This is a genomic window from Aquitalea sp. FG25 (assembly GCF_057809375.1).
The window spans coordinates 59,001-77,640 of record NZ_JBMDJV010000023.1 but is presented as its reverse complement, the minus strand read 5'-3'; the positions used below and the strand labels follow the sequence as shown (position 1 = coordinate 77,640).

The 18,640-nt window shown below is 60.2% G+C and carries 20 protein-coding genes; 5 read left to right on the top strand and 15 right to left on the bottom strand.

Annotated features, from left to right (window positions below; all coding sequences use genetic code 11):
* Positions 1-177 precede the first annotated feature (177 nt).
* The 3 genes from scpB to ACODR9_RS18715 form a co-directional block, all read right to left on the bottom strand.
* Entirely contained in the window at positions 178-810 is a 633-nt protein-coding gene (scpB, locus tag ACODR9_RS18725) for an SMC-Scp complex subunit ScpB (RefSeq protein WP_488811195.1), read from the bottom strand.
* A 144-nt stretch (positions 811-954) separates the two neighbouring features.
* Entirely contained in the window at positions 955-1,785 is an 831-nt protein-coding gene (locus ACODR9_RS18720; RefSeq protein WP_488811193.1) for a segregation and condensation protein A, read from the bottom strand.
* The gene (locus ACODR9_RS18715; protein ID WP_488811191.1) at positions 1,782-2,678 is read right to left on the bottom strand and encodes a LysR family transcriptional regulator; all 897 of its coding nucleotides are present in this window, start codon (positions 2,676-2,678) and stop codon (positions 1,782-1,784) included. The genes ACODR9_RS18720 and ACODR9_RS18715 overlap by 4 nt, the downstream gene beginning before the upstream one ends.
* A gap of 100 nt (positions 2,679-2,778) precedes the next feature.
* Here ACODR9_RS18715 and ACODR9_RS18710 point away from each other — a divergent pair, with 100 nt between their 5' ends.
* Positions 2,779-3,771, top strand: a complete 993-nt coding sequence (locus tag ACODR9_RS18710) for an arginine deiminase-related protein (RefSeq protein ID WP_488811189.1) — start codon at positions 2,779-2,781, stop codon at positions 3,769-3,771.
* A 58-nt stretch (positions 3,772-3,829) separates the two neighbouring features.
* Here the strand turns inward: ACODR9_RS18710 and ACODR9_RS18705 are convergent, their stop codons facing one another.
* Positions 3,830-5,383: an MFS transporter gene (locus tag ACODR9_RS18705; protein ID WP_488811187.1), complete on the bottom strand. Its 1,554-nt coding sequence runs from the start codon at positions 5,381-5,383 to the stop codon at positions 3,830-3,832.
* Between the two features lie 168 nt (positions 5,384-5,551).
* Here ACODR9_RS18705 and ACODR9_RS18700 point away from each other — a divergent pair, with 168 nt between their 5' ends.
* On the top strand, positions 5,552-6,427 hold the full coding sequence (locus ACODR9_RS18700) for a LysR substrate-binding domain-containing protein (RefSeq protein WP_488811185.1): 876 nt from the start codon (positions 5,552-5,554) through the stop codon (positions 6,425-6,427).
* Positions 6,428-6,583: 156 nt separating this feature from the next.
* On the opposite strand, the gene ACODR9_RS18695 is transcribed toward ACODR9_RS18700, so the two are convergent.
* From ACODR9_RS18695 to ACODR9_RS18645, 11 genes are all read right to left on the bottom strand, one after another.
* Complete coding sequence (locus ACODR9_RS18695) at positions 6,584-7,780, bottom strand: tryptophan--tRNA ligase (RefSeq protein ID WP_488811183.1); 1,197 nt, start codon at positions 7,778-7,780, stop codon at positions 6,584-6,586.
* A gap of 108 nt (positions 7,781-7,888) precedes the next feature.
* Positions 7,889-8,530 (bottom strand): site-2 protease family protein, encoded by a 642-nt coding sequence (locus tag ACODR9_RS18690; RefSeq protein ID WP_488811181.1) that lies wholly within the window; start codon positions 8,528-8,530, stop codon positions 7,889-7,891.
* A 71-nt stretch (positions 8,531-8,601) separates the two neighbouring features.
* On the bottom strand, positions 8,602-9,222 hold the full coding sequence (locus tag ACODR9_RS18685; protein ID WP_488811179.1) for an L-threonylcarbamoyladenylate synthase: 621 nt from the start codon (positions 9,220-9,222) through the stop codon (positions 8,602-8,604).
* Between the two features lie 20 nt (positions 9,223-9,242).
* Positions 9,243-10,109, bottom strand: coding sequence for a 3',5'-nucleoside bisphosphate phosphatase (locus ACODR9_RS18680; RefSeq protein ID WP_488811177.1), 867 nt, complete (start codon positions 10,107-10,109; stop codon positions 9,243-9,245).
* A 3-nt stretch (positions 10,110-10,112) separates the two neighbouring features.
* On the bottom strand, positions 10,113-10,310 hold the full coding sequence (locus ACODR9_RS18675; RefSeq protein ID WP_488811175.1) for an oxidoreductase-like domain-containing protein: 198 nt from the start codon (positions 10,308-10,310) through the stop codon (positions 10,113-10,115).
* Complete coding sequence (locus tag ACODR9_RS18670; protein WP_488811173.1) at positions 10,310-10,525, bottom strand: RNA-binding S4 domain-containing protein; 216 nt, start codon at positions 10,523-10,525, stop codon at positions 10,310-10,312. Before ACODR9_RS18670 ends, ACODR9_RS18675 begins: the two co-directional genes overlap by 1 nt.
* Before the next feature lie 190 nt (positions 10,526-10,715).
* Entirely contained in the window at positions 10,716-11,282 is a 567-nt protein-coding gene (locus ACODR9_RS18665) for an AAA family ATPase (RefSeq protein WP_488811171.1), read from the bottom strand.
* A gap of 890 nt (positions 11,283-12,172) precedes the next feature.
* Positions 12,173-13,165 carry an asparaginase gene (locus ACODR9_RS18660; RefSeq protein ID WP_488811169.1) on the bottom strand — a complete coding sequence of 331 codons (993 nt, stop codon included), beginning with the start codon at positions 13,163-13,165 and terminating at the stop codon, positions 12,173-12,175.
* A 129-nt stretch (positions 13,166-13,294) separates the two neighbouring features.
* Positions 13,295-13,837, bottom strand: a complete 543-nt coding sequence (locus ACODR9_RS18655; protein ID WP_488811167.1) for a hypothetical protein — start codon at positions 13,835-13,837, stop codon at positions 13,295-13,297.
* A 179-nt stretch (positions 13,838-14,016) separates the two neighbouring features.
* A complete protein-coding gene (locus ACODR9_RS18650) occupies positions 14,017-14,520 on the bottom strand; it encodes a hypothetical protein (protein WP_488811165.1) in 504 nt (167 codons plus the stop codon).
* A 162-nt stretch (positions 14,521-14,682) separates the two neighbouring features.
* Positions 14,683-15,420 carry a UTRA domain-containing protein gene (locus ACODR9_RS18645; RefSeq protein ID WP_488811163.1) on the bottom strand — a complete coding sequence of 246 codons (738 nt, stop codon included), beginning with the start codon at positions 15,418-15,420 and terminating at the stop codon, positions 14,683-14,685.
* 240 nt (positions 15,421-15,660) lie between these two features.
* Between ACODR9_RS18645 and ACODR9_RS18640 the strand changes: the two genes are divergently transcribed.
* The 3 genes from ACODR9_RS18640 (at position 15,661) to ACODR9_RS18630 (ending at position 18,634) form a co-directional block, all read left to right on the top strand.
* Complete coding sequence (locus ACODR9_RS18640; RefSeq protein WP_488811161.1) at positions 15,661-16,758, top strand: ABC transporter substrate-binding protein; 1,098 nt, start codon at positions 15,661-15,663, stop codon at positions 16,756-16,758.
* Positions 16,759-16,931: 173 nt separating this feature from the next.
* Positions 16,932-17,846: an ABC transporter permease gene (locus ACODR9_RS18635; RefSeq protein ID WP_488811159.1), complete on the top strand. Its 915-nt coding sequence runs from the start codon at positions 16,932-16,934 to the stop codon at positions 17,844-17,846.
* Positions 17,843-18,634 carry an ABC transporter permease gene (locus tag ACODR9_RS18630; protein ID WP_488811157.1) on the top strand — a complete coding sequence of 264 codons (792 nt, stop codon included), beginning with the start codon at positions 17,843-17,845 and terminating at the stop codon, positions 18,632-18,634. The genes ACODR9_RS18635 and ACODR9_RS18630 overlap by 4 nt, the downstream gene beginning before the upstream one ends.
* Positions 18,635-18,640: the final 6 nt, after the last annotated feature.

Below are 18,640 nucleotides of genomic sequence, written 5' to 3'. Positions count from 1 at the left end.
TTGCCAACGCCTTGCGGCTTGCCACGGCCCTGCTGCTGCGGGGCGTTGCCACGGGCGGCGTCAGGCTGACGGCGCTGGCTGGTGCTTTCGCGTCCCTTTACACGCGCCACCGGCTGGCGGGCGTTGTTTTGTCCTTTGGTAGACATAAATCATGCTCTTTCAGTACGAGCGCACGCGCTATTGAGCTTGTGGCTCCAGATTGTCCGCCTCATCGTCGAGGGGGAGAGTGTCTTCGGCGTCTTCGCTGCCGATCTCTTGTGGCTGGGCATCGGGTATGACCAGTGTTCCCAAGTCTGCCAGTGGTGGCAGATCCCTTAGCGAAACAAAGCCAAGATCATCCAGAAACTTGCGGGTGGTGGCATACAGCCCCGGCCGGCCGGGCACGTCCTTGTGCCCGATTACTTCAATCCATCCCCGCTCCAGCAGGGTTTGCATCACATTGGTGGATACCGACACGCCACGAATGGACTCGATATCACCACGGGTAACAGGTTGTTTGTAGGCGATAATCGCCAGGGTTTCCATCACGGCACGTGAGTAACGCGGTGGTTTTTCCGGGTTCAGCCGTGACAGATAGGGTGTAAATTCGGACCGGGCGCGAAAGCGCCAGCCACTGGCCAGTTTCACCAGTTCCACGCCACGGCCACGCCAGTCAGCCTGGATGTCATCCAGGATGTCGTTTAACAGCGTGGCCTTGATATCCTCGGTAAACAGCTTTTTGAGCTGGGATACCGACAAGGGTTCCGTCGCGGTTAACAATGCCGTTTCCAGCACGATCTTGAGATAGTTTAAGTCGGTGATGGTGGTCATCGGACCAAGTCTCGCCCGGCCTGCAAACAGGACTGGGGGCGAAAAAATATACATTGCGCGGGGAAGGCGCGGATTCTACATGAATTCCCCGCTGGCGACACTGCCTAATCGTGCGCTGCTGTCATGTACGCAACAGTTGCCAGCTCAGCTGATGGCGATACGCACGTAGATGGGCTGATAGGCCTCTTCCTGACTGACCTTGATCAGCCCTTCCTTCACCAGTTCCAGCACGGCGATGAAGTTGACCACCAGGTGTGCCACGCCCTTGTCCACCTCGAACAGTTCTTCAAACGGCACGTATTCGCGATCGTGGAGATAGCGCAGAATCCAGCTCATTTGCTCGCGCACCGACAGCTCGTCCTTTTCCACCTTGTGGCTGCGCTTGTGCTTGGCGCGGGACAAAATGGCCAGCCAGGCTTGGCGCAGGTCTACCGCAGCCACATCCGGCAATCGTGCTTCGGCCCCCTGCTCAATCAATACCGCCAGCCAGGCAAAATCGCGGTCGGCCTGCGGCAGCTTGTCCAGTTCCAGCGCGGCCAGCTTCATCTGTTCGTAGTCCAGCAGACGGCGTACCAGTTCGGCACGCGGGTCGTCCGGCTCGCCCTCTTCGTCCAGTGGCGGACGTGGCAGCAGCAGCCGTGATTTGATTTCAATCAGCAGCGCCGCCATCAGCAGGTATTCTGCCGCCAGCTCCAGCCGCTCGGCGCGCATGGCATCCACATAGCCCATGTACTGGCGGGTGATATCGGCCATGGGGATATTCAGCACATCCAGGTTTTGCTTGCGGATCAGGTACAGCAGCAAATCCAGCGGGCCTTCGAAGCTTTCCAGAATCACCTGCAAGGCATCGGGCGGGATGAACAGGTCCTGCGGCACTTCCAGCACCGGCTGACCAAACACATGGGCGATGGGCAGGCCGGCGGGTAATTCCGGCGCGGTCAGGGCAAAGTTGTCGGGCGTGGTCGGGGTACTCATGCGGCAGAGTGTACGCCAAGCGGGTGGGTTTTGACCCATTCCAGAAACAGCCGCGCCGGGCCGGACAGACTGACTTTGCGGTGATAGGCCAGCATGATGGTGCGCGAGGGTTCGTATTCTGCCAGCGGCAGACGGCACAGCGTGCTGCTGATCATCACTTCCGGCAGCGCTGTCCAGCCCAGCCCGGCCTCCACCAGCATGCGCAAGGCTTCCAGGTAATTGGACGGCTCACGTACATCCAGCGGGGTGGCCTGTTGCTGGAACAGGTTTTCGATCAGCCGTCGGCAGCGGGTATTGCTGCCGGGCAACAACGCGGGATAGCGCGCCAGGTCCTGCAGGGTGAGGGAATCCAGCAGGGCCAACGGGTGCTGGCCCGCCACGGCAAAGCATAGTTTTTCCTCCAGCACTTCCACGTATTCCAACGCCTGCTCGTGCAAGGGCGGCTCGGACATGAAGCCCAGTTCCAGTTCGCCCTGACACAGCAGCTTGTGGGTTTCGGCTGAAGTCTTGAAGTCCACGGTAAGGTCGATACCCGGGTACTGGCGCAAAAAATCGGCCAGCACGGGCTTGAGGTAATACAGGCCGATATGCTGGGTGGTGGTCAGATGCAGCTTGCCCACCTGGGCCGGTTGCAGGCTGCGCAGCAACTGGCTGGCCTGTTCGGCCTCGGCCAGAATGCGCAGCGCATGGGGCAGAAAGGCGCGCCCGGCTTCGGTCAGCACCGTGCGGCGGCCAATGCGGTCGAACAGCGTGACGCGCAGGCCATCCTCCAGGCTGCGAATGCGCTTGGACAAACCCGGCTGGGTGAGGTGCAGGCAGTCGGCGGCGCGGGAAAACGACGACTCACGCGCGGCGGTGACAAAGGCCTTGAGAGCGGCTAGGTGAAAATCCATTCCAAACCATTATGGAAATGTCAAACAAATCCAACTTTTTGTTTGATCTTGATCTGGCTACTATACCAGCACCCTCCACCCTCCGCCCCGAATTCATCCCATGGGAAATCAGAATCTGCCCTGGATTCAGCCGCTGTCGCTGAACCGCCCGGCACAACCGCAACTGGCGCGCGCCGTGGTCATGGTGCGCCCGGTCGGCTTTGCCTTTAACGAACAGACCGGTGCCGACAATGTGCTCCAGCACCGGCTGAAGCTGCCGGCAGTCGCCGTCACCGCGCAGGCCATGGCTGAATTCGATGCCATGACCCTGCGCCTGCAAGACCACGGCTTGCAGGTGATGGTGCTGGAAAAAAGCCCGGACGGCATTCCTACGCCGGATGCGGTGTTTCCCAACAACTGGTTTACCACCAGTGCGGATGGCAGCTTGCACATCTACCCGATGCACACGCCCAACCGTCGGCAGGAAAGGCGGGTGGAAGAACTGGCGCGGCTATTGCTGCAACACGATTACCAGATCAACCAGATCAGCTGGGTGGGCCACCCGTGGGAAGAACAGCTGATTCTGGAAGGCACCGGGGTGATGATTTTCGACCATGCCCGCCGCCGGGTGTATGCCGCGCGTTCGCAGCGCTGCCATCCGCTGGCGCTATACCGCTATGCCCGCTTGCGCGGTCTGGAGGATGTGCAGCTGTTCGACACCGCCGACAGCCACGGCGTCCCCATCTACCACAGCAATGTAATGATGTCGGTGGGACAGGATATCGCGGTGATCTGCGCCGACAGCCTGTACCAGCCAGAACAACGCCAACGGGTGCTGGCCGCGCTGGAATCCACCCACGAGGTGATCCAGATCAGCCACGAGCAAGTGGAGCAGCATTTCTGCGGCAATATCCTGCAACTGGTGGCACAGGATGGCACCCCGCTGTTGGCGATGTCGCAGCGCGCCTGGAATGGCTTCACCCCGCAACAACAACGCGTGCTGGAGCGGCACGGTCAGCCGGTGGTCAATCCCATCCCCACCATCGAGGCGGTGGGCGGCGGCAGCTGTCGCTGCATGCTGGCGGAAATCTTCCTGCCACGTATTGAGCACTGAAGTCACAGGCGGCAAGGTGACAAGTGCTACAGGTCTACCCCCTTGTTCACCATGCCCCCTATGCTGATTGGTCCTGCGTGGCACTGTCGTCTTGCTGTGTAGCCTTGCCTGGCAAGAAGACGAAGAAGCTGACAAACGCGAGCACGAAGACGCTGATGGCACCGTACACCATCACCCAGCCGAATCCCGCCACGAGCGCGGCATTGATCGTGTCTTGAGGCGCAGCGACATTCGCCAGCGGCCCCGCGTGTTGCTGCGCGACCGTCACATCGCCTGCTGCGATCTTTTCCGCGAAGTGCCGCAACTCGGCCGTCTCTGGCGCGCCCGCAGTATCGCGCAGATGAGCCATCACGCCCTGCACCAGCACGAAGCCCATCACGGCGATGTTGAAGGCCAGCGAGATCATCCGGGCACTGGTATCCGCACCCGATGCCATTCCGGCGCGCTCGGCCGCGACAGACACGGTGATGGTATTGGTCGCGGTCGTGTTGGTCAGACCCAGCCCGATACCGGCCAGTACGCAGCCCGGCAGGATCAGCCAGCCCGGTTGTGCGGAGATGCTGCCGATTTTCATCAGCACGAAACCCAGGCCGATCGTAGACATGCCTAGCGGGATCACGACGCCAGGCTGCCAGCGCTGGGCCAGACGTTCGGCCAGCGGTGGCACGAACAAGGTGGGCAAGGTATAGGCCAGCAGCGCCAGTCCGGTCTGCATGCTGTCATACCCCAGGCCGACATGGAAGTAGATCGGCAAGTAGATAATGAAGGGCCAAAAGCTGAAGTTCTGTCCCATTGAGCCGAGCAGTGCGCCCGAAAAATTGCGCACGCGGAACACCAAGAAGTCGATCATCGGTCGCTCGCTAATGCGTTCGGCCACGACAAAGCCGACAAGGCTCAAGACGGACAAGCCGATGATGCCCAAGGCCGCAGGGCTGCCGAAACCGAGCACCGGCCCTTGAGTGACGAACAGCACCAGGCAGAACACGGCAAGCGACAGCGTGACAATGCCGGCGATGTCCAGTCGTGTTGCGTTCGGATCACGCGACTCCTGAACACCGACCTGAGCCAGCAGCAAGGTCACAACGGCCAGAGCGACGTGGATCAGGAACACCCATTCCCAGTTCGCCAGAGCCAAAATCGCGCCGCCCACGATGGGGCCGAAGCCGAGGCCGGCACCGAAGACGATGCCCCACAAGGCGAACGCCTTGCCGCGCTGCTCGCCATCCCGGAACTGGGTGGACAGGATAGCGATCTGGCAGATCAGCATCATGGCTGCACTCAGGCCCTGGAAAAACCGGGCCACGATCAGCACGGCAGCGCTTTCTGTCAGGCCGCACACCAGCGAGGTCATACCGAAGGCCACGATACCGATGGTGAAAACACGCTTGCGGCCATAGCGGTCGGCCAGGGTGCCGACGGCCATCAGAATGGTCGTCATGGCGATGGTGTAGGCCGCCATGACCCATTGAAGCTGGCGGAAGCTGGCTCCCATGACTTGTTCAATGGTGGAAAGGATGGGCGGCACGCTGGAAATCTCCAGGCCCAGCATCAAGGCGGACAAGCAGACGGCAGCTAGGGCAAACAGGCCCTGTCGCGAAGTTGAGAGAGTCATGGGCACCTTCCAAAAGACGGGTCTGCGCGGCATCTTTCAGGTACTGCCTAGAAAGCCTGCCGACGCGGGAAAAGAACGCGCGACGCGTTTGGAAGAATGTTAGGGAGCCGTTATCTATTTATCAATGATATGCTTGAATATATCAGAGACAACAAATTCGGATAGCAAATGAACCGCCCAGTCTTGGATGTGGAGTCGGTGCAGGCATTCGTCACCATTGCCGACTTTCAGAGTTTCACCAAAGCTGCCGAAGCCTTGGGTACAACCCAAGGTGCCATCAGTGTCAGACTAAAGCGCTTGGAAGAACGCCTGGGCTACAAGCTGATCGAACGCACGCCACGGATGGTTCGCCTGTCGGCGCAAGGTGCGTCGTTCCTCAATCCCGCACGCGAGTTCATCGCTGCGCATGATCGCGCGCTGTCAGCACTGTCTTGCGAATGCCGACGGTTCCGCTTGGGCATTGCTGAACACGTTGCGGGGCCGGAAGTCCCGACCATGTTGGCCCGCTTGAGCGAACGTGACCCCGCCTTGACCATTGAAGTCCGGCTGGAAAACTCACGTAGCCTACTTGATGCCTTTGACCGCGGTGATCTGGATGCTGTGATCGTTCGTCAGGAAGATGATCGCCGCGACGGTGAAGACCTGGGGCCGGAACATTTTGGCTGGTTTGCCGCGCCCCAATTCCGTCAGCAAGCCGGCAAACCGCTCCGCGTTGCCGCACTGGCACCTTGCTGCGGCGTGCGCGACATCGCGATCCGAGCCTTGACTTCAGAGGGCATCGAGTGGAACGAGGTGTTTGTCGGAGGTGGTCATGCTGCTGTAATGGCCGCGGTTTCCGCAGGCTTGGCCGTAGCGGCCTTTTCTTGCCGCTTAGCTCCCGCTGACACCATCGAAATCGGCCAGCGTTTTGGCTTGCCTGAACTGCCCTCGTCACGAATCATGTTGCATTCGACTCTGACGGATAAGCGCTCGCGCGATGCCCTGCGGACACTGGCGGCAGCCTATCGAGAACATCGCTCTCCCAAGCATGCAGGCACGCAGTGATGTATCCCTGACTCAATGTGAAGGCCTGGCGCTTTCCGTTTCGGAATTGGCCAAGTGGGCTGGCATTGCGCAGTCCACGCTTTCACATTTTTATGTCAATAAAAAAGCCGGAACACATGGTTCCGGCTTTTGGCTGACTACTGATCATCTTCTGAATCAGAAACCCAGCCCCATGGCAGCGCGTACATCACCCATGGTTTCCTTGGCTACCTTCTCCGCACGACGACAGCCTTCAAACACGATTTCCTTCACCCGATCCGGATGGGTCAGGTATTGCTCGGCGCGCTCGAACATTGGCTGCTGTTCGCGCAGCACGCCGTCGATCACCGGCTGCTTGCATTCCAGACAGCCGATGCCGGCGCTGGTACAGCCTTTTTTCACCCATTCGCGGGTGTCGTTGTCGCTGTACACCTGATGCAGCTGCCATACCGGGCATTTTTCCGGATTACCGGCATCGGTACGACGCACGCGGGCCGGGTCGGTCGGCATGGCTTTCACCTTCTTGCTCACCAGCTCTGGCGATTCGCGCATGGTGATGGTGTTGCCATAGGACTTGGACATCTTCTGGCCATCCAGGCCCGGCATGCGCGAAGCAGCGGTCAGCTTGGCTTCCGGTTCCGGCAGAATGGTTTTGCCCTTGTTTTCCAGCCAGCCGGCCAGGCGTTCACGGTCGGCCACGCCCAGGTTCTGGCTGGCGGCCAGAATCTCACGTGCGGCTTGCAGCGCTTCAGCATTGCCGTCTTGCAGATAGGCGGTGCGCTGCTGCATGAACTGCTTGCCCTGCTTGCCGATTTTCTTGGCAGCGGCCTGGGCCAGTTCGTCAAAATTGGGTTCGCGACCAAACAGATTGTTGAAGCGGCGGGCCACTTCGCGGGTCAGCTCGATATGCGGCACCTGGTCTTCGCCCACCGGCACCAGCCCGGCCTTGTACACCAGGATGTCGGCGGCCTGCAGCAGCGGATAGCCGAGGAAGCCGTAGGTGCCCAGGTCCTTGGTGGACAGTTTTTCGATCTGGTCCTTGTAGGTGGGCACACGCTCCAGCCAGGACAACGGGGTCACCATGGACAATGCCAGATGCAGCTCGGCATGCTGTGGCACCTTGGACTGGATGAACACCGTGGCCTTTTCCGGATCCACACCGGCGGCCAGCCAGTCGATCACCATGTCCCAGATGCTCTTTTCGATGATGGCCACATCGTCGTAATTGGTGGTGAGTGCATGCCAGTCGGCCACCATGAAATAGCAGTCGTGGCTGGATTGCAGCGCCACCCAGTTCTTGATGACGCCGTGGTAATGGCCCAGGTGCAGGCTGCCCGTGGGGCGCATGCCGGAAAGGATGCGGTTGGCAAACATGGTGTGATTTCCAGATGGTCCGGGAATGACAAAGCCTGTGCCGGGCTGCGCATGCTGCGCGGTCGGTACAGGCTGTATCGGCCACCAGGCAAGGTGGCCTCCCGCAAGTTATAGAAACAGACTGAGCAGATGATACACCAGCTGGCGCAAGGGATTGAGCAAGGGCATCAGTGCGCCGGTAAAGATCAGCGCAATGAGGATCCACATGCCATAGGGCTCCAGCCGGGAATATTTGTAAGCCATGCCCGGTGGCAGCAGGCTTTCCACGATGCGGCCACCATCCAGCGGCAGCAAGGGCAGCAGGTTCAGCACCATCAGCATTACGTTGATGTTGATGCCGGCCTTGCTCATCAGTGCCAGCGGCTCGGAATAATTGTTGTCCATGACGATGGCCAGCTTGAACAGCAGCACCCACACCACCGCCATGATGAAATTGGCCAGCGGCCCCGCCGCCGCCACCCAGCGCATGCCGACGCGCGGATTGCGCAAGGCGCCAAAGTTGACCGGCACTGGTTTGGCCCAGCCAAACAGTACGCCGCCCATGACTAGGGAAATCAGCGGCAGCAACACGGTGCCAACCGGGTCGATGTGCTTGAGCGGGTTAAGGGTCATGCGCCCCAGCATGTAGGCGGTACTGTCGCCAAAGCGTTTGGCCGCATAGGCATGCGCTGCTTCATGCAGGGTAATGGCCAGCAACACTGGCAAGGCATAGATGCTGATCTGCTGGATCAGTTGAGAAGTATCGCCCATGGCTCTTTTTCGAATGGAAAACGTTAACCCCCACTAGATGGAGGCAGGCTCGGATGGTTCCAGTAGCGGGCTTACAGACCGAACAAAGCCGGATCGCCCTTGCCGTGCCGCAGCAGTTCCACCCCGTCGGTCATGTCGATCACGGTGGTGGGTTCGGTACCACACCAGCCGCCATCGATTACCGCGTCCACGCTGTGTTCCAGCCGCTCGCGGATTTCGTACGGGTCGGTCAGCGGCTCGTCATCACCCGGCAAGGACAGGGTACAGGACAGAATGGGCTCGCCCAATTCTTCCAGCAGGGCCAGTGCCACTTTGTGATCCGGCACGCGCAGGCCGATGGTGGCGCGCTTGGGGTGCAGGGTACGGCGCGGCACTTCCTTGGTGGCTTGCAGGATAAAGGTGTAGCTGCCCGGCGTGGCGGCCTTGAGCTGACGGAACTGGGTATTGTCGACGCGGGCGTAATTGGCCAGCTCGGACAGGTTGTGACACACCAGTGTCAGGTGATGTTTGAGCTCGATCTGGCGGATGGCCAGAATGCGTTCCATCGCCTTTTTGTCGCCCAGCATGCAGCCCAGTGCATAACAGGAGTCGGTGGGGTACACCACCACACCGCCGTTACGCAGGATGTTGGCGGCTTCCCGGATCAGCCGCGCTTGCGGATTGTCCGGGTGAATCATGAAGAACTGTGCCATGTGTGTACTTTTATGTTGGTTTATGCCGCGCGCGGGGCGCGGATGATGCGTTCTTGCAATGCCTGCCACACCGGCTGGCAGATGGGCGGCAGGTCATCAGTGCGGCCCACGTCGCGGCCACCTTCGCCCGGTGCGTGAAAATCGCTGCCGGCGCTGGACAGCAATCCGTAACGCTGGGCGATCAGCGCGTACTTGTGCATATCGTCCAGGCTGTGGCTGCCGCTGGCCACTTCGATACCCTGGCCACCGGCGTCCTTGAAATCCAGGATCAGCCGCTCGGTGAGCGTGCGTCCCATATCGTAGCGACCAGGATGGGCAATCACCGCCACGCCGCCAGAAGCAACAATCCAGCCCACGGCATCGGCCAGGTGCGCCCATTCGTGCGGCACATAGCCAGGTTTGCCCGGTGTCAGGTATTTGCGGAATACGGTGCGCACGTCTTTCACCTCGCCGCTATTCACCAGGAAACGGGCAAAGTGGGTGCGGCCTATCATTTCCGGGTTTTCGCACACGGCCATGGCACCGGCAAACGCGCCATGGATGCCGATGCGCGCCAGCGAGTCGGACATTTCCTGCGCCCGCTGCACCCGGCCATCGCGGATGGACTGCAAACCAGCCTTGAGGGCCGCATGCTCCGGGTCGATGCCCAGCCCGACAATATGCACGGTGTGCTTGCCATTCCAGGTGACGGACACTTCCACGCCATTGAGAAAATCCACGCCGTTGGCTGCGGCAGCGACGCGGGCATCGGCCAGGCCATGGGTACAGTCGTGGTCGGTCAGCGCCACCAGCGTGGCCTCGCGCTCGGCGGCGCGGGCGATCACCTCGGCGGGCGGCAAGGCACCGTCGGAGGCATGGGAATGAAAATGCAGATCGATACTGGCCATGGATCAGTTTCCGTCCTTGCTGTGCCGGGCCTGCTGACGCGCCTGCCAGGCAGCAAGCCGACTGCGATAGTCGCGCAGCTCGGCGTAATAGGTATCGAGAATGCAGGGGTCGCAACCACTGCCGCAGCACATGTCGTCCGTCACCTCGAACGGTGGTTCTGGCATCGGATCGTCATCCGGCGGCAACACGGCCTCGGACATCAGGCCGCCACCACCGTGATGGTAAAGCCCTCACCGCTCACCACCTGTCCTGGGCGGATCTTGCAGGTTTTGCGCAGCTCTTGCACACCGTCCACCGCCACATTGCCCTCGGCAATGAAATGTTTGGCTTCGCCGCCGGATGAACACACGCTGCAGGTTTTCAGCAAATCGCACAGGGCGATGTATTCATTACGCAATTGAAAGGTTTCATTCATTTTTACACATCCATTCTGGACAGGCTTGTGCACCGCCTGTGGACAAGACCTGCAACTATTTGAGCAAAAAGCATAAATCGGCACCGCCTGTTTTTTAGGCAGCGTCTTCAGGTTTTCCACCCCCTGACGGGACAGGGCTGTGAGCGGCCTGTGGAAAAGCAGAACAAGGCCCTGAAAGTTAAAGACTTTGTCAGGGCTGCTTATTTTTTAAGCTATTTCCACCCCAGTCAGGCAGTTGCCGCACAGCATGCCAGGCCTGTTGCAGGCGTTGCTGTTCATTACCGTGCAGCAATACCGGAACAATACCCACAGCCGCCAGTTCGGCCTGATACAGACTCAACAACCAGTCGCGCTCGGCCGGATGGCTGCGTAGCGGGTCTGGCTGCCAGGGGATATCTGTTGCCGTCAGCAGGGTCAGCACATAGTCCTGTGGCCGGTAATACTGCAGCAAGGCGGGCGATGCCTGCCCGAACGCCACTTCGGCCCATATCTTGCAAGTGAGTACCGTGGTGTCGCACACCAGCCAGTCGTGCTGGCTGGCGGCAGCCGCCTCGGCCTGCAATTGTCCACAGGCAATGGCCTCGATGTCGGTCATCGCCACCTGATACGGGCGGTCGGCATAGTAGGCACGCGCATATTCCGCCACATGGGCGGCACGCAGTCCCTGTGCACGCATGGCTGCCGCCAGTTGGGCGGCCAGTGTGCTCTTGCCGCAGGACTCAGGCCCGACCACGGCAATTCGGTGGATGATGCTCACGGCAAACCCGCTGCCAAAGAGTGTAATTATACGTCGGCTTGCCTGTGCTTCAGTAGTGTTGCCCGTGTTTTATATTGCGCTGGCTGCTTTTCTCACCGCCAGCGGGGACAGCCCTGTGTGTGAGCTGTGGACAAGACCGGCAAGTTGCTGAACAACAAAGCACTTTTTCACACTGCTCAATTTTTAGGCAAATACGCAGCCATTTACAGCGGCGCCCTGTCACCTCCGGCAGCACCGCCGGATTGATGCTTTTGCACATCTGCCGGGGAAAGGCTTGTGCACGGTCTGTGGGAAACTGCGCTAAGTTACTGATCCACCAGATGCTTTCAGCACTGCCTGTTTTTTAGGCAATCTCCCACTGGCGCAGCAAACACGCGCCGTTTGCTTGTTCTTGCTGACACATCATCAGCAGCGCAGCCGCTAAACAACAGCTTAATCTGAGTTTTACACACCCTGCGGGGACAGGCTTGTGCACCGCCTGTGGGCAAGTCCGACAAGTGCATGAATCAGCATGTAATTTTTTGCTGTGCCTATTTTTTAATCAATCCATGATGCAGCGGCTTATCCTGGCCAGCGCCATGGCCGTGGATCACCAGGCCGTGTTTTTGCACACCCGCCGGGGACAGGCTTGTGTGTGATCTGTGGACAAACAACTTAAGTCACTGAGACTAAAAGGTGTTTGCACCACTGCCTGTTTTTTGTGCAAGGAATGACTTTTTTCCACGCCTGCCGTGTACCGCTATGTGGAGGGGGTGTGGATAAGCATGGCAAGTCACTGATGCCTCAGCATAAATCTGGACTGCCTGTTTTTTAGGCAACCACTACCCGCGTTCCGGCAAGAAAAAAGGCGTGCCACGGGCACGCCTTGTCTTCACGGTAGCAAGTCGTGGCTAGCTACTCTCCCCCACCATCACCTTGCTCAGTTGTTGCCGCAATGCCGCGCCACGCCAGCCCTGCGACAGCAACACCAGCAGTTTGGCGCTGGCCGCCTCCGGCGTGAGGTCGGCCCCGGCAATGGCACCGGCACGCGCCAGTGGCTGACTGGCGGCATAAGCCCCCACCTCCACCGCACCGTGCACCACCTGGCTGATGTTGAGTACTGCACCACCACGGGCACTCAGCGCGGCCACACCTTCCAGCAGAGCTGGATCTGCCGGGGTATTGCCATTGCCATAACTCATCAATACCGCTGCATCCAGCGCATTATTCTGCATGGCCTGCCCGGCAAATGCGGCCCCATGGCCAGGGGTCAGAAACAGTGCAGCCACCTTGAGTGAGGCATCCAGCGTTACCGGCTGGAAGGGCTGGCTGGCCGCCCGCCAGTGCTGGCGCTGCCAGTGAGCCTGGATACCAAACGTGGCCAGCGGCGGGGCATTGGGGCTGTCAAAGCCGGCAAAGCTGGCGGCATCCAGCTTGCGGGCGCGGCAACCGCGCAGCAGCAGGCGGTTGAAGGCAATGCACACTTCATGCAAGTCCGGCTGGCTGGCGGCTTCCAGCGCATCGGCCAGATTGCTCCAGCCATCCGAACGCGGGTGTACCAGCGGCAGTTGCGCGCCGGTAACAATCACCGGCTTGGCCAGGCCTTGCAGGGCAAAGGCCAGCACGCTGGCGGTATAGGCCATGGTGTCGGTGCCGTGGATCACCACAAAACCGTCGTAGTTGGCATAACGGGACACCAAATCATCGATCAACTGCTGCCACTGGGCCGGAACGATGGCGGAGGAGTCGATCAGCTGCGGGTATTCCACCACATCAAAGTCCAGCACCGGGCTGCGGAAACGCTCCAGCAGGCGCGGCAGCAGGCCGGGAACAGGGGCCAGGCCCTCCGGGGTGTGGTCCATGCCGATGGTGCCACCGGTATAGAGGATGAGCAGGCGGGTCATGGTTGCATCCTTGGTCAACATCAAACAGCGGGCATGGTAGCGCAAAACCCGCCCATTTGCGGCATTCCCACCATGACAAAACCCCCGCAACAGCATGGCTGTGACGGGGGCGGGAAGCTGACTGCCGGTTTAGCGCAGGGCTTGATTGATGGCGTCGTCCACTGCGTGCTGGGCCGTGCCGATCTGGCCGATGATGTAATGCTGCAGGCCGCGCAGGTAGGGGTCATCCTCTTCATGGCTGGCATCCTGCCGCGCCTTGTCCAGCAGACGCAGTGCCTGGTGGAAGCGGTCATCCGGGCGGTACTGGGCATCAGGCGGCAGGCGCTGGAAGGGGTCCTTGCCATCGTCGATGGCGGCATCGTGCATGGCATGCAGCGCCTGGTTGATGGCATCAACCGCGCGGCGCTCGCCCTGCTCCACGCGTGGCAGGTCGGGATGGGCCAGCAGGTCACGCGCCAGGCGCAGGTCGGTCATGGCATGCATATAGTAGGGATGCTCGTCCGGATGCCAATGATGCTGCTCGAAGCGCCAGGGCATGCCGTCATGCCATTCGCGCTGCATGTCTGGATGCCAATCATTGCCATGCCAGTCATCGGCTTGTGCTGCGGAAGTAAGCACCAGAGCGGAGCTGGCCAGCAACAGGGCGGCCAGTGATTTTTTCAAGGTAGACATTGTGATCTCCCAGGGTTGCAAGCGGTTTTATTGTTGTTGCAATGGTTCAGGAAAAACGGGCGGCGCAGAACCGCGAACAAAACCTCGCAGAGCACCCGGGCCAAGGCGCGCCGCCGCAGACAGTACATGGAGTACGGCAAGGCGCTGCAACGCTGGAGCGGAGGTTTTGTTATCGGGACTTAGCGCAAGGCGTCGGCAATGGCCTGCTGGGTGGCGCGGTGCGCATCGTCTATGTGGTGCAGGATGCGGCCTTGCAGATCGCGTACCCATGGGTCGTCTTCGCGATGGCTGGCATCCCGTCTGGCCTGCTCCAGTAGCTGCAGAGCCTGATGGAAGCGGTCGGTGGGGTTCAGGCGGGCATCAGGCGCAGGGATTTGCCACGGATTCTTGCCATCCTGAATGGATGCCTGGGCCATTTCCTTCAGTGCAGCATCGATGGCACCGACAGCCCAGCGCTCATCATCCTGCACCGGCGGTACATCTGGCCGTGCCAACAGGGCGCGCGCCTGGCGCAGATCACTCATGGCATGGCCGTAATAAGGATGCTCGGCCGGGTTCCAGTGCGGGGCGGCGGCCACCGGCACCGGCTTGTACACCACCTGGGTGCGGGTTGGCGTAACCACACAGGCGGATAGGCTGGCCGTAGCCATGGCCAGCAACAGCCAGCGGCCAGGTCTGGACATTGAACATTTCATCAGGGTCTCTCCTTGTTATGAGCCATGGTAAGCAGCATGACCCCGGCACAGCGGTGAGTCTGTTGCTCGGCTGTATCACTTGGTAAGCATTTGTAATGAAATTGTGTGCAATTGTTAATTGATGCCGCTTTTGTACGATAGCAAGACACTTCAACCCATTGGCATGGTGGCTGCTGCCAATTCTCCGCTATCGGTCGCTACCTGGCTGTCTACCGTGACGCGGATGGCGTCATGCCGCCAGTATTCGATATCGCAGTCGATAATGCGCTGCTGCTGGTCGTAATTGACGCGGGCAATGCGCAGGATGGGCGAGCCCTCGGCCAGCATCAGCGCCTGGGCTACGTCACCGCGCGCGGCGGTGGGGGTGATGTCAAAGCGGGAGCGGCGGTATTGCAGGCCGTAGCTGGTCTGGTACAGCTCGGTCAGCGACTGTGACAAATCTTCCTGCATGATGCCGGGAAAGCATTCCGGCTTCAGATAGTGTTCGACATACAACACCACCCTGCCATCCAGGCTGCGCAGGCGGCAAATTTGCAGCACCCGCGCCAGCGCGGGCAATTGCAGGCGCTGGCTGATTTCCGGCGCCGCCACCATGCTGCGAGATGACAGCACGCGGGTATCCACCCGTCGTTGCTGCTGCTGCACCATTTGCTGAAAATGCACCCGATATTGCGGGTTGTATTCCAGCCGGGGGGGTGCCACAAACCAGCCACGTCGGTCTTCTCGGTAGATACAGCCTTCCGCCTCCAAGGCCAGCAAGGCGTCTTTCAGCGTAATGCGGGTGGTATCAAACAGTTGCGACAGGGTGCGTTCCGAGGGCAGCTTGCCGCCTGGCGGCAGCAGGCCAACACCAATCTGTGCCAGCAAGGACTGTCGTATTTGGGCCACCTGAGTCTGATTATTTTCTGTCGCCATGATCTGGCCTAGTCCACTAAAAGTTAAGGTCAGCTTAGTGTTTAGCAGACCTGCATGACAGCAGCGCGACAGCATGTCGGTTTATGGCCAGAACAGGTCGATCCTGAGACTTCATGCAACTGACACGCAACTGAAACTTGCCGCACATCATCTCGTCATCTGCACTGCCTAAGATCGCCCTGCTCAATTGACCTAGTCCAAAGGATTGAACCAATGAACAAGAAGCTGATGGCCGCAGTTGTTTTGTCCGCACTGAGTGTTGGTGCTTCCGCTGTGCACGCACAGGATCTGAACAGCCTGATCAAGGCAGCAAAGCAGGAAGGTGAACTCACCACCATCGCCCTGCCGCATGACTGGTGTGGCTATGGTGACCTGGTGGCCGGCTTCAAGGCCAAGTACGGCATCAAGGTAAACGAACTGAACCCGGATGCTGGTTCCGGTGACGAGGTTGAGGCCATCAAGGCCAACAAGGGCAATAAGGGTCCGCAAGCGCCGGACGTGATTGACGTTGGCTTGTCTTTTGGCCCGCAAGCCAAGGAAGCCGGGCTGATCCAGCCGTACAAGGTTTCCACCTGGAACAGCATTCCGGCAGAGGTGAAGGACAAGGACGGCTACTGGTACGGCGACTACTACGGCGTGCTGGCGTTTGAAGTAAACACCGACATCATCAAGAAGGTACCGGCTGACTGGTCTGACCTGTTGAAGCCGGAATACAAGAATGCCGTGGCGCTGGCCGGTGACCCGCGCACCGCCAACCAGGCCATCATGGGCGTGTACGCTGCCGGCCTGTCGCAAGCCGGTGGCAACCCGGCCAAGGCCGCCGATGCCGGCCTGAAGTTCTTCTCGCAACTGAACAAGAACGGCAACTTCGTGCCGGTAATCGGCAAGGCTGCCTCGCTGGCCCAGGGCACCACCCCCATCATCGTACGCTGGGACTACAACGCCCTGGCCGACCGCGACACCCTGAAGGGCAACCCGAAAGTGGCCGTGGTGGTGCCGAAGTCCGGCGTGGTGGCCGGTGTTTACGTACAGGCCATCAGCGCCTACGCCCCGCACCCGAACGCCGCCAAACTGTGGATGGAATACCTGTACTCCGACGAAGGCCAACTGGGCTGGCTGAAGGGCTACTGCCACCCCAGCCGCTTCAACGACCTGGCTGCCCGCAAGAAAGTGCCGGCTGCACTGCTGTCCAAGCTGCCGGCCGCCGCCAACTACAAGAAAGCCGTGTTCCCCACCCTGGAACAGCAGGAAGTGTACAAGGCCACCATTACCAAACAGTGGGACAGCGTAGTGGGCAGCAACGTCAAGTAAGCCTGCACGGCTGATTCACCCCCGCCGTCATGGCCGCAAGCACCGTGGCCATGACGGTTTTTGATTCCATCCCGTCACCGGGACAGACCCGACCTGCCCACCAGGCAGCACAACAGCACGGCAGTACCCCTGCTCATGCCGGGCTTCCCTTTCTTTACGAGGCTGCACCACGGATGCCCACATCACCCGATTCCGTCACCCACAGCCCAGCGCCGCAGGCCGGTCATTCCCGCAAGGGGCTGACGCTGTCTGCCTTCAACTGGCTGGGTGTCATGCCGTTTTTCCTGTTTGCCCTGCTGTTTCTCATCCTGCCCACCGCCACGCTGATGATTGGTGCGTTTCAGGATGCCAACGGCCATTTCACCCTGGGCAATATCGCCAAACTGTTTGACGACAGCATTCTGTCGGCCTACTGGATCAGCTTTGAAGTCAGTGCCGCCTCGGCGCTGGGCGGCAGCCTGATCGGCCTGCTGCTGGCGTTGGCGGCAATTCAGGGTGGCCTGCCCGCCTGGATTCGCCCCACGCTGATGACCTTCTCCGGCGTAGCCTCCAACTTTGCCGGTATTCCGCTGTCGTTTGCCTTTCTGTCCACCCTGGGCCGCATGGGTCTGGTGACGGTATTGCTGCGCAACTATGCCGACTTCGACCTGTACAGCACCGGCTTTTCCATTCTCAGCTTCATTGGCCTGACGCTGACTTATCTGTATTTCCAGATTCCGCTGATGGTGCTGATTGTCACCCCGGCCATTGACGGCCTGCGTGCCGAATGGCGCGAAGCCTGCGAAAGCCTGGGCGGCAGCAGCCTTGCCTACTGGTGGCATATTGCCTTGCCCATTCTGTGGCCCAGCATTCTGGGCTCCACCCTGCTGCTGTTTGCCAATGCCTTTGGCGCGGTGGCCACTGCTTATGCGCTGACCGGCAGCTCGCTCAATATCGTGCCCATCCTGCTGTATGCGCAGATTCGCGGCGACGTGCTGCACGACCAGAACCTGGGCTATGCGCTGGCACTGGGCATGATTGTGGTAACCGGCCTGTCCAATGCCGGCTATATCTGGCTGCGCAGCCGCGCCGAAAGGGGGCGTGAATGAAATCGACATCGCGACTGGGAGCCTGGGTGGCCATTGCCATCGGCACCATTTATTTTCTGCTGCCGCTGATTGCCACCTTTGAGTTCAGCCTGAAAATGAACCGCGACGGCTACAGCTTTGAAGCCTACAAGGTGGTACTGGCCGACCCCGGCTTTCAGGCTACCTTTGGCTATTCCACGCTGATGGCGGTGCTCACCATCATCGTCGGCATCGTGCTGGTGGTGCCCACCGCCTACTGGATTCAGCTGAAACTGCCGCGCCTGCGTCCGCTGGTGGAGTTCATCACCCTGCTGCCGCTGGTGATTCCGGCCATCGTCATCGTGTTTGGCTACCTCAAGCTGTACAACAGCAGCTCCTGGCTGCCGCTGACCGGCAATGACCGTGCCACCGACTTTTTGCTGATGTGCAGCTACGTCACGCTGGCCCTGCCCTATCTGTACCGCTCGATCGACGCCGGTCTGCGCGCCATTGATGTGCGCACCCTGACCGAAGCCGCCGAAAGCCTGGGTGCCAGCTGGCCCAGCATCTTGCTGCAGGTGATTTTCCCCAATGTGAAGTCGGCCATCCTGTCCGGGGCTTTTCTCACCTTTGCGGTGGTGATTGGTGAATTCACCATGGCCAGCCTGCTGGGCCGCCCGGCTTTTGGCCCTTATCTGCAACTGATCGGTGCCAACCGCGCTTACGAACCGTCGGCACTGGCCATCATCGCCTTCCTGGTGACCTGGGCCTCGATGGGGCTGATCCAGGTATTCGCCCGCAATGCCCGCCCGGCCCGCAAGACGGCCTGAGCCCAG

Bases quoted from the DNA above. Each gene is read 5' to 3' on its own strand.
- scpB (WP_488811195.1), bottom strand. From the start codon at position 810: ATGACCACCATCACCGACTTAAACTATCTCAAGATCGTGCTGGAAACG.
- ACODR9_RS18720 (WP_488811193.1), bottom strand. From the start codon at position 1,785: ATGAGTACCCCGACCACGCCCGACAACTTTGCCCTGACCGCGCCGGAA.
- ACODR9_RS18715 (WP_488811191.1), bottom strand. From the start codon at position 2,678: ATGGATTTTCACCTAGCCGCTCTCAAGGCCTTTGTCACCGCCGCGCGT.
- ACODR9_RS18710 (WP_488811189.1), top strand. From the start codon at position 2,779: ATGGGAAATCAGAATCTGCCCTGGATTCAGCCGCTGTCGCTGAACCGC.
- ACODR9_RS18705 (WP_488811187.1), bottom strand. From the start codon at position 5,383: ATGACTCTCTCAACTTCGCGACAGGGCCTGTTTGCCCTAGCTGCCGTC.
- ACODR9_RS18700 (WP_488811185.1), top strand. From the start codon at position 5,552: ATGAACCGCCCAGTCTTGGATGTGGAGTCGGTGCAGGCATTCGTCACC.
- ACODR9_RS18695 (WP_488811183.1), bottom strand. From the start codon at position 7,780: ATGTTTGCCAACCGCATCCTTTCCGGCATGCGCCCCACGGGCAGCCTG.
- ACODR9_RS18690 (WP_488811181.1), bottom strand. From the start codon at position 8,530: ATGGGCGATACTTCTCAACTGATCCAGCAGATCAGCATCTATGCCTTG.
- ACODR9_RS18685 (WP_488811179.1), bottom strand. From the start codon at position 9,222: ATGGCACAGTTCTTCATGATTCACCCGGACAATCCGCAAGCGCGGCTG.
- ACODR9_RS18680 (WP_488811177.1), bottom strand. From the start codon at position 10,109: ATGGCCAGTATCGATCTGCATTTTCATTCCCATGCCTCCGACGGTGCC.
- ACODR9_RS18675 (WP_488811175.1), bottom strand. From the start codon at position 10,310: ATGTCCGAGGCCGTGTTGCCGCCGGATGACGATCCGATGCCAGAACCA.
- ACODR9_RS18670 (WP_488811173.1), bottom strand. From the start codon at position 10,525: ATGAATGAAACCTTTCAATTGCGTAATGAATACATCGCCCTGTGCGAT.
- ACODR9_RS18660 (WP_488811169.1), bottom strand. From the start codon at position 13,165: ATGACCCGCCTGCTCATCCTCTATACCGGTGGCACCATCGGCATGGAC.
- ACODR9_RS18655 (WP_488811167.1), bottom strand. From the start codon at position 13,837: ATGTCTACCTTGAAAAAATCACTGGCCGCCCTGTTGCTGGCCAGCTCC.
- ACODR9_RS18650 (WP_488811165.1), bottom strand. From the start codon at position 14,520: ATGTCCAGACCTGGCCGCTGGCTGTTGCTGGCCATGGCTACGGCCAGC.
- ACODR9_RS18640 (WP_488811161.1), top strand. From the start codon at position 15,661: ATGAACAAGAAGCTGATGGCCGCAGTTGTTTTGTCCGCACTGAGTGTT.
- ACODR9_RS18635 (WP_488811159.1), top strand. From the start codon at position 16,932: ATGCCCACATCACCCGATTCCGTCACCCACAGCCCAGCGCCGCAGGCC.
- ACODR9_RS18630 (WP_488811157.1), top strand. From the start codon at position 17,843: ATGAAATCGACATCGCGACTGGGAGCCTGGGTGGCCATTGCCATCGGC.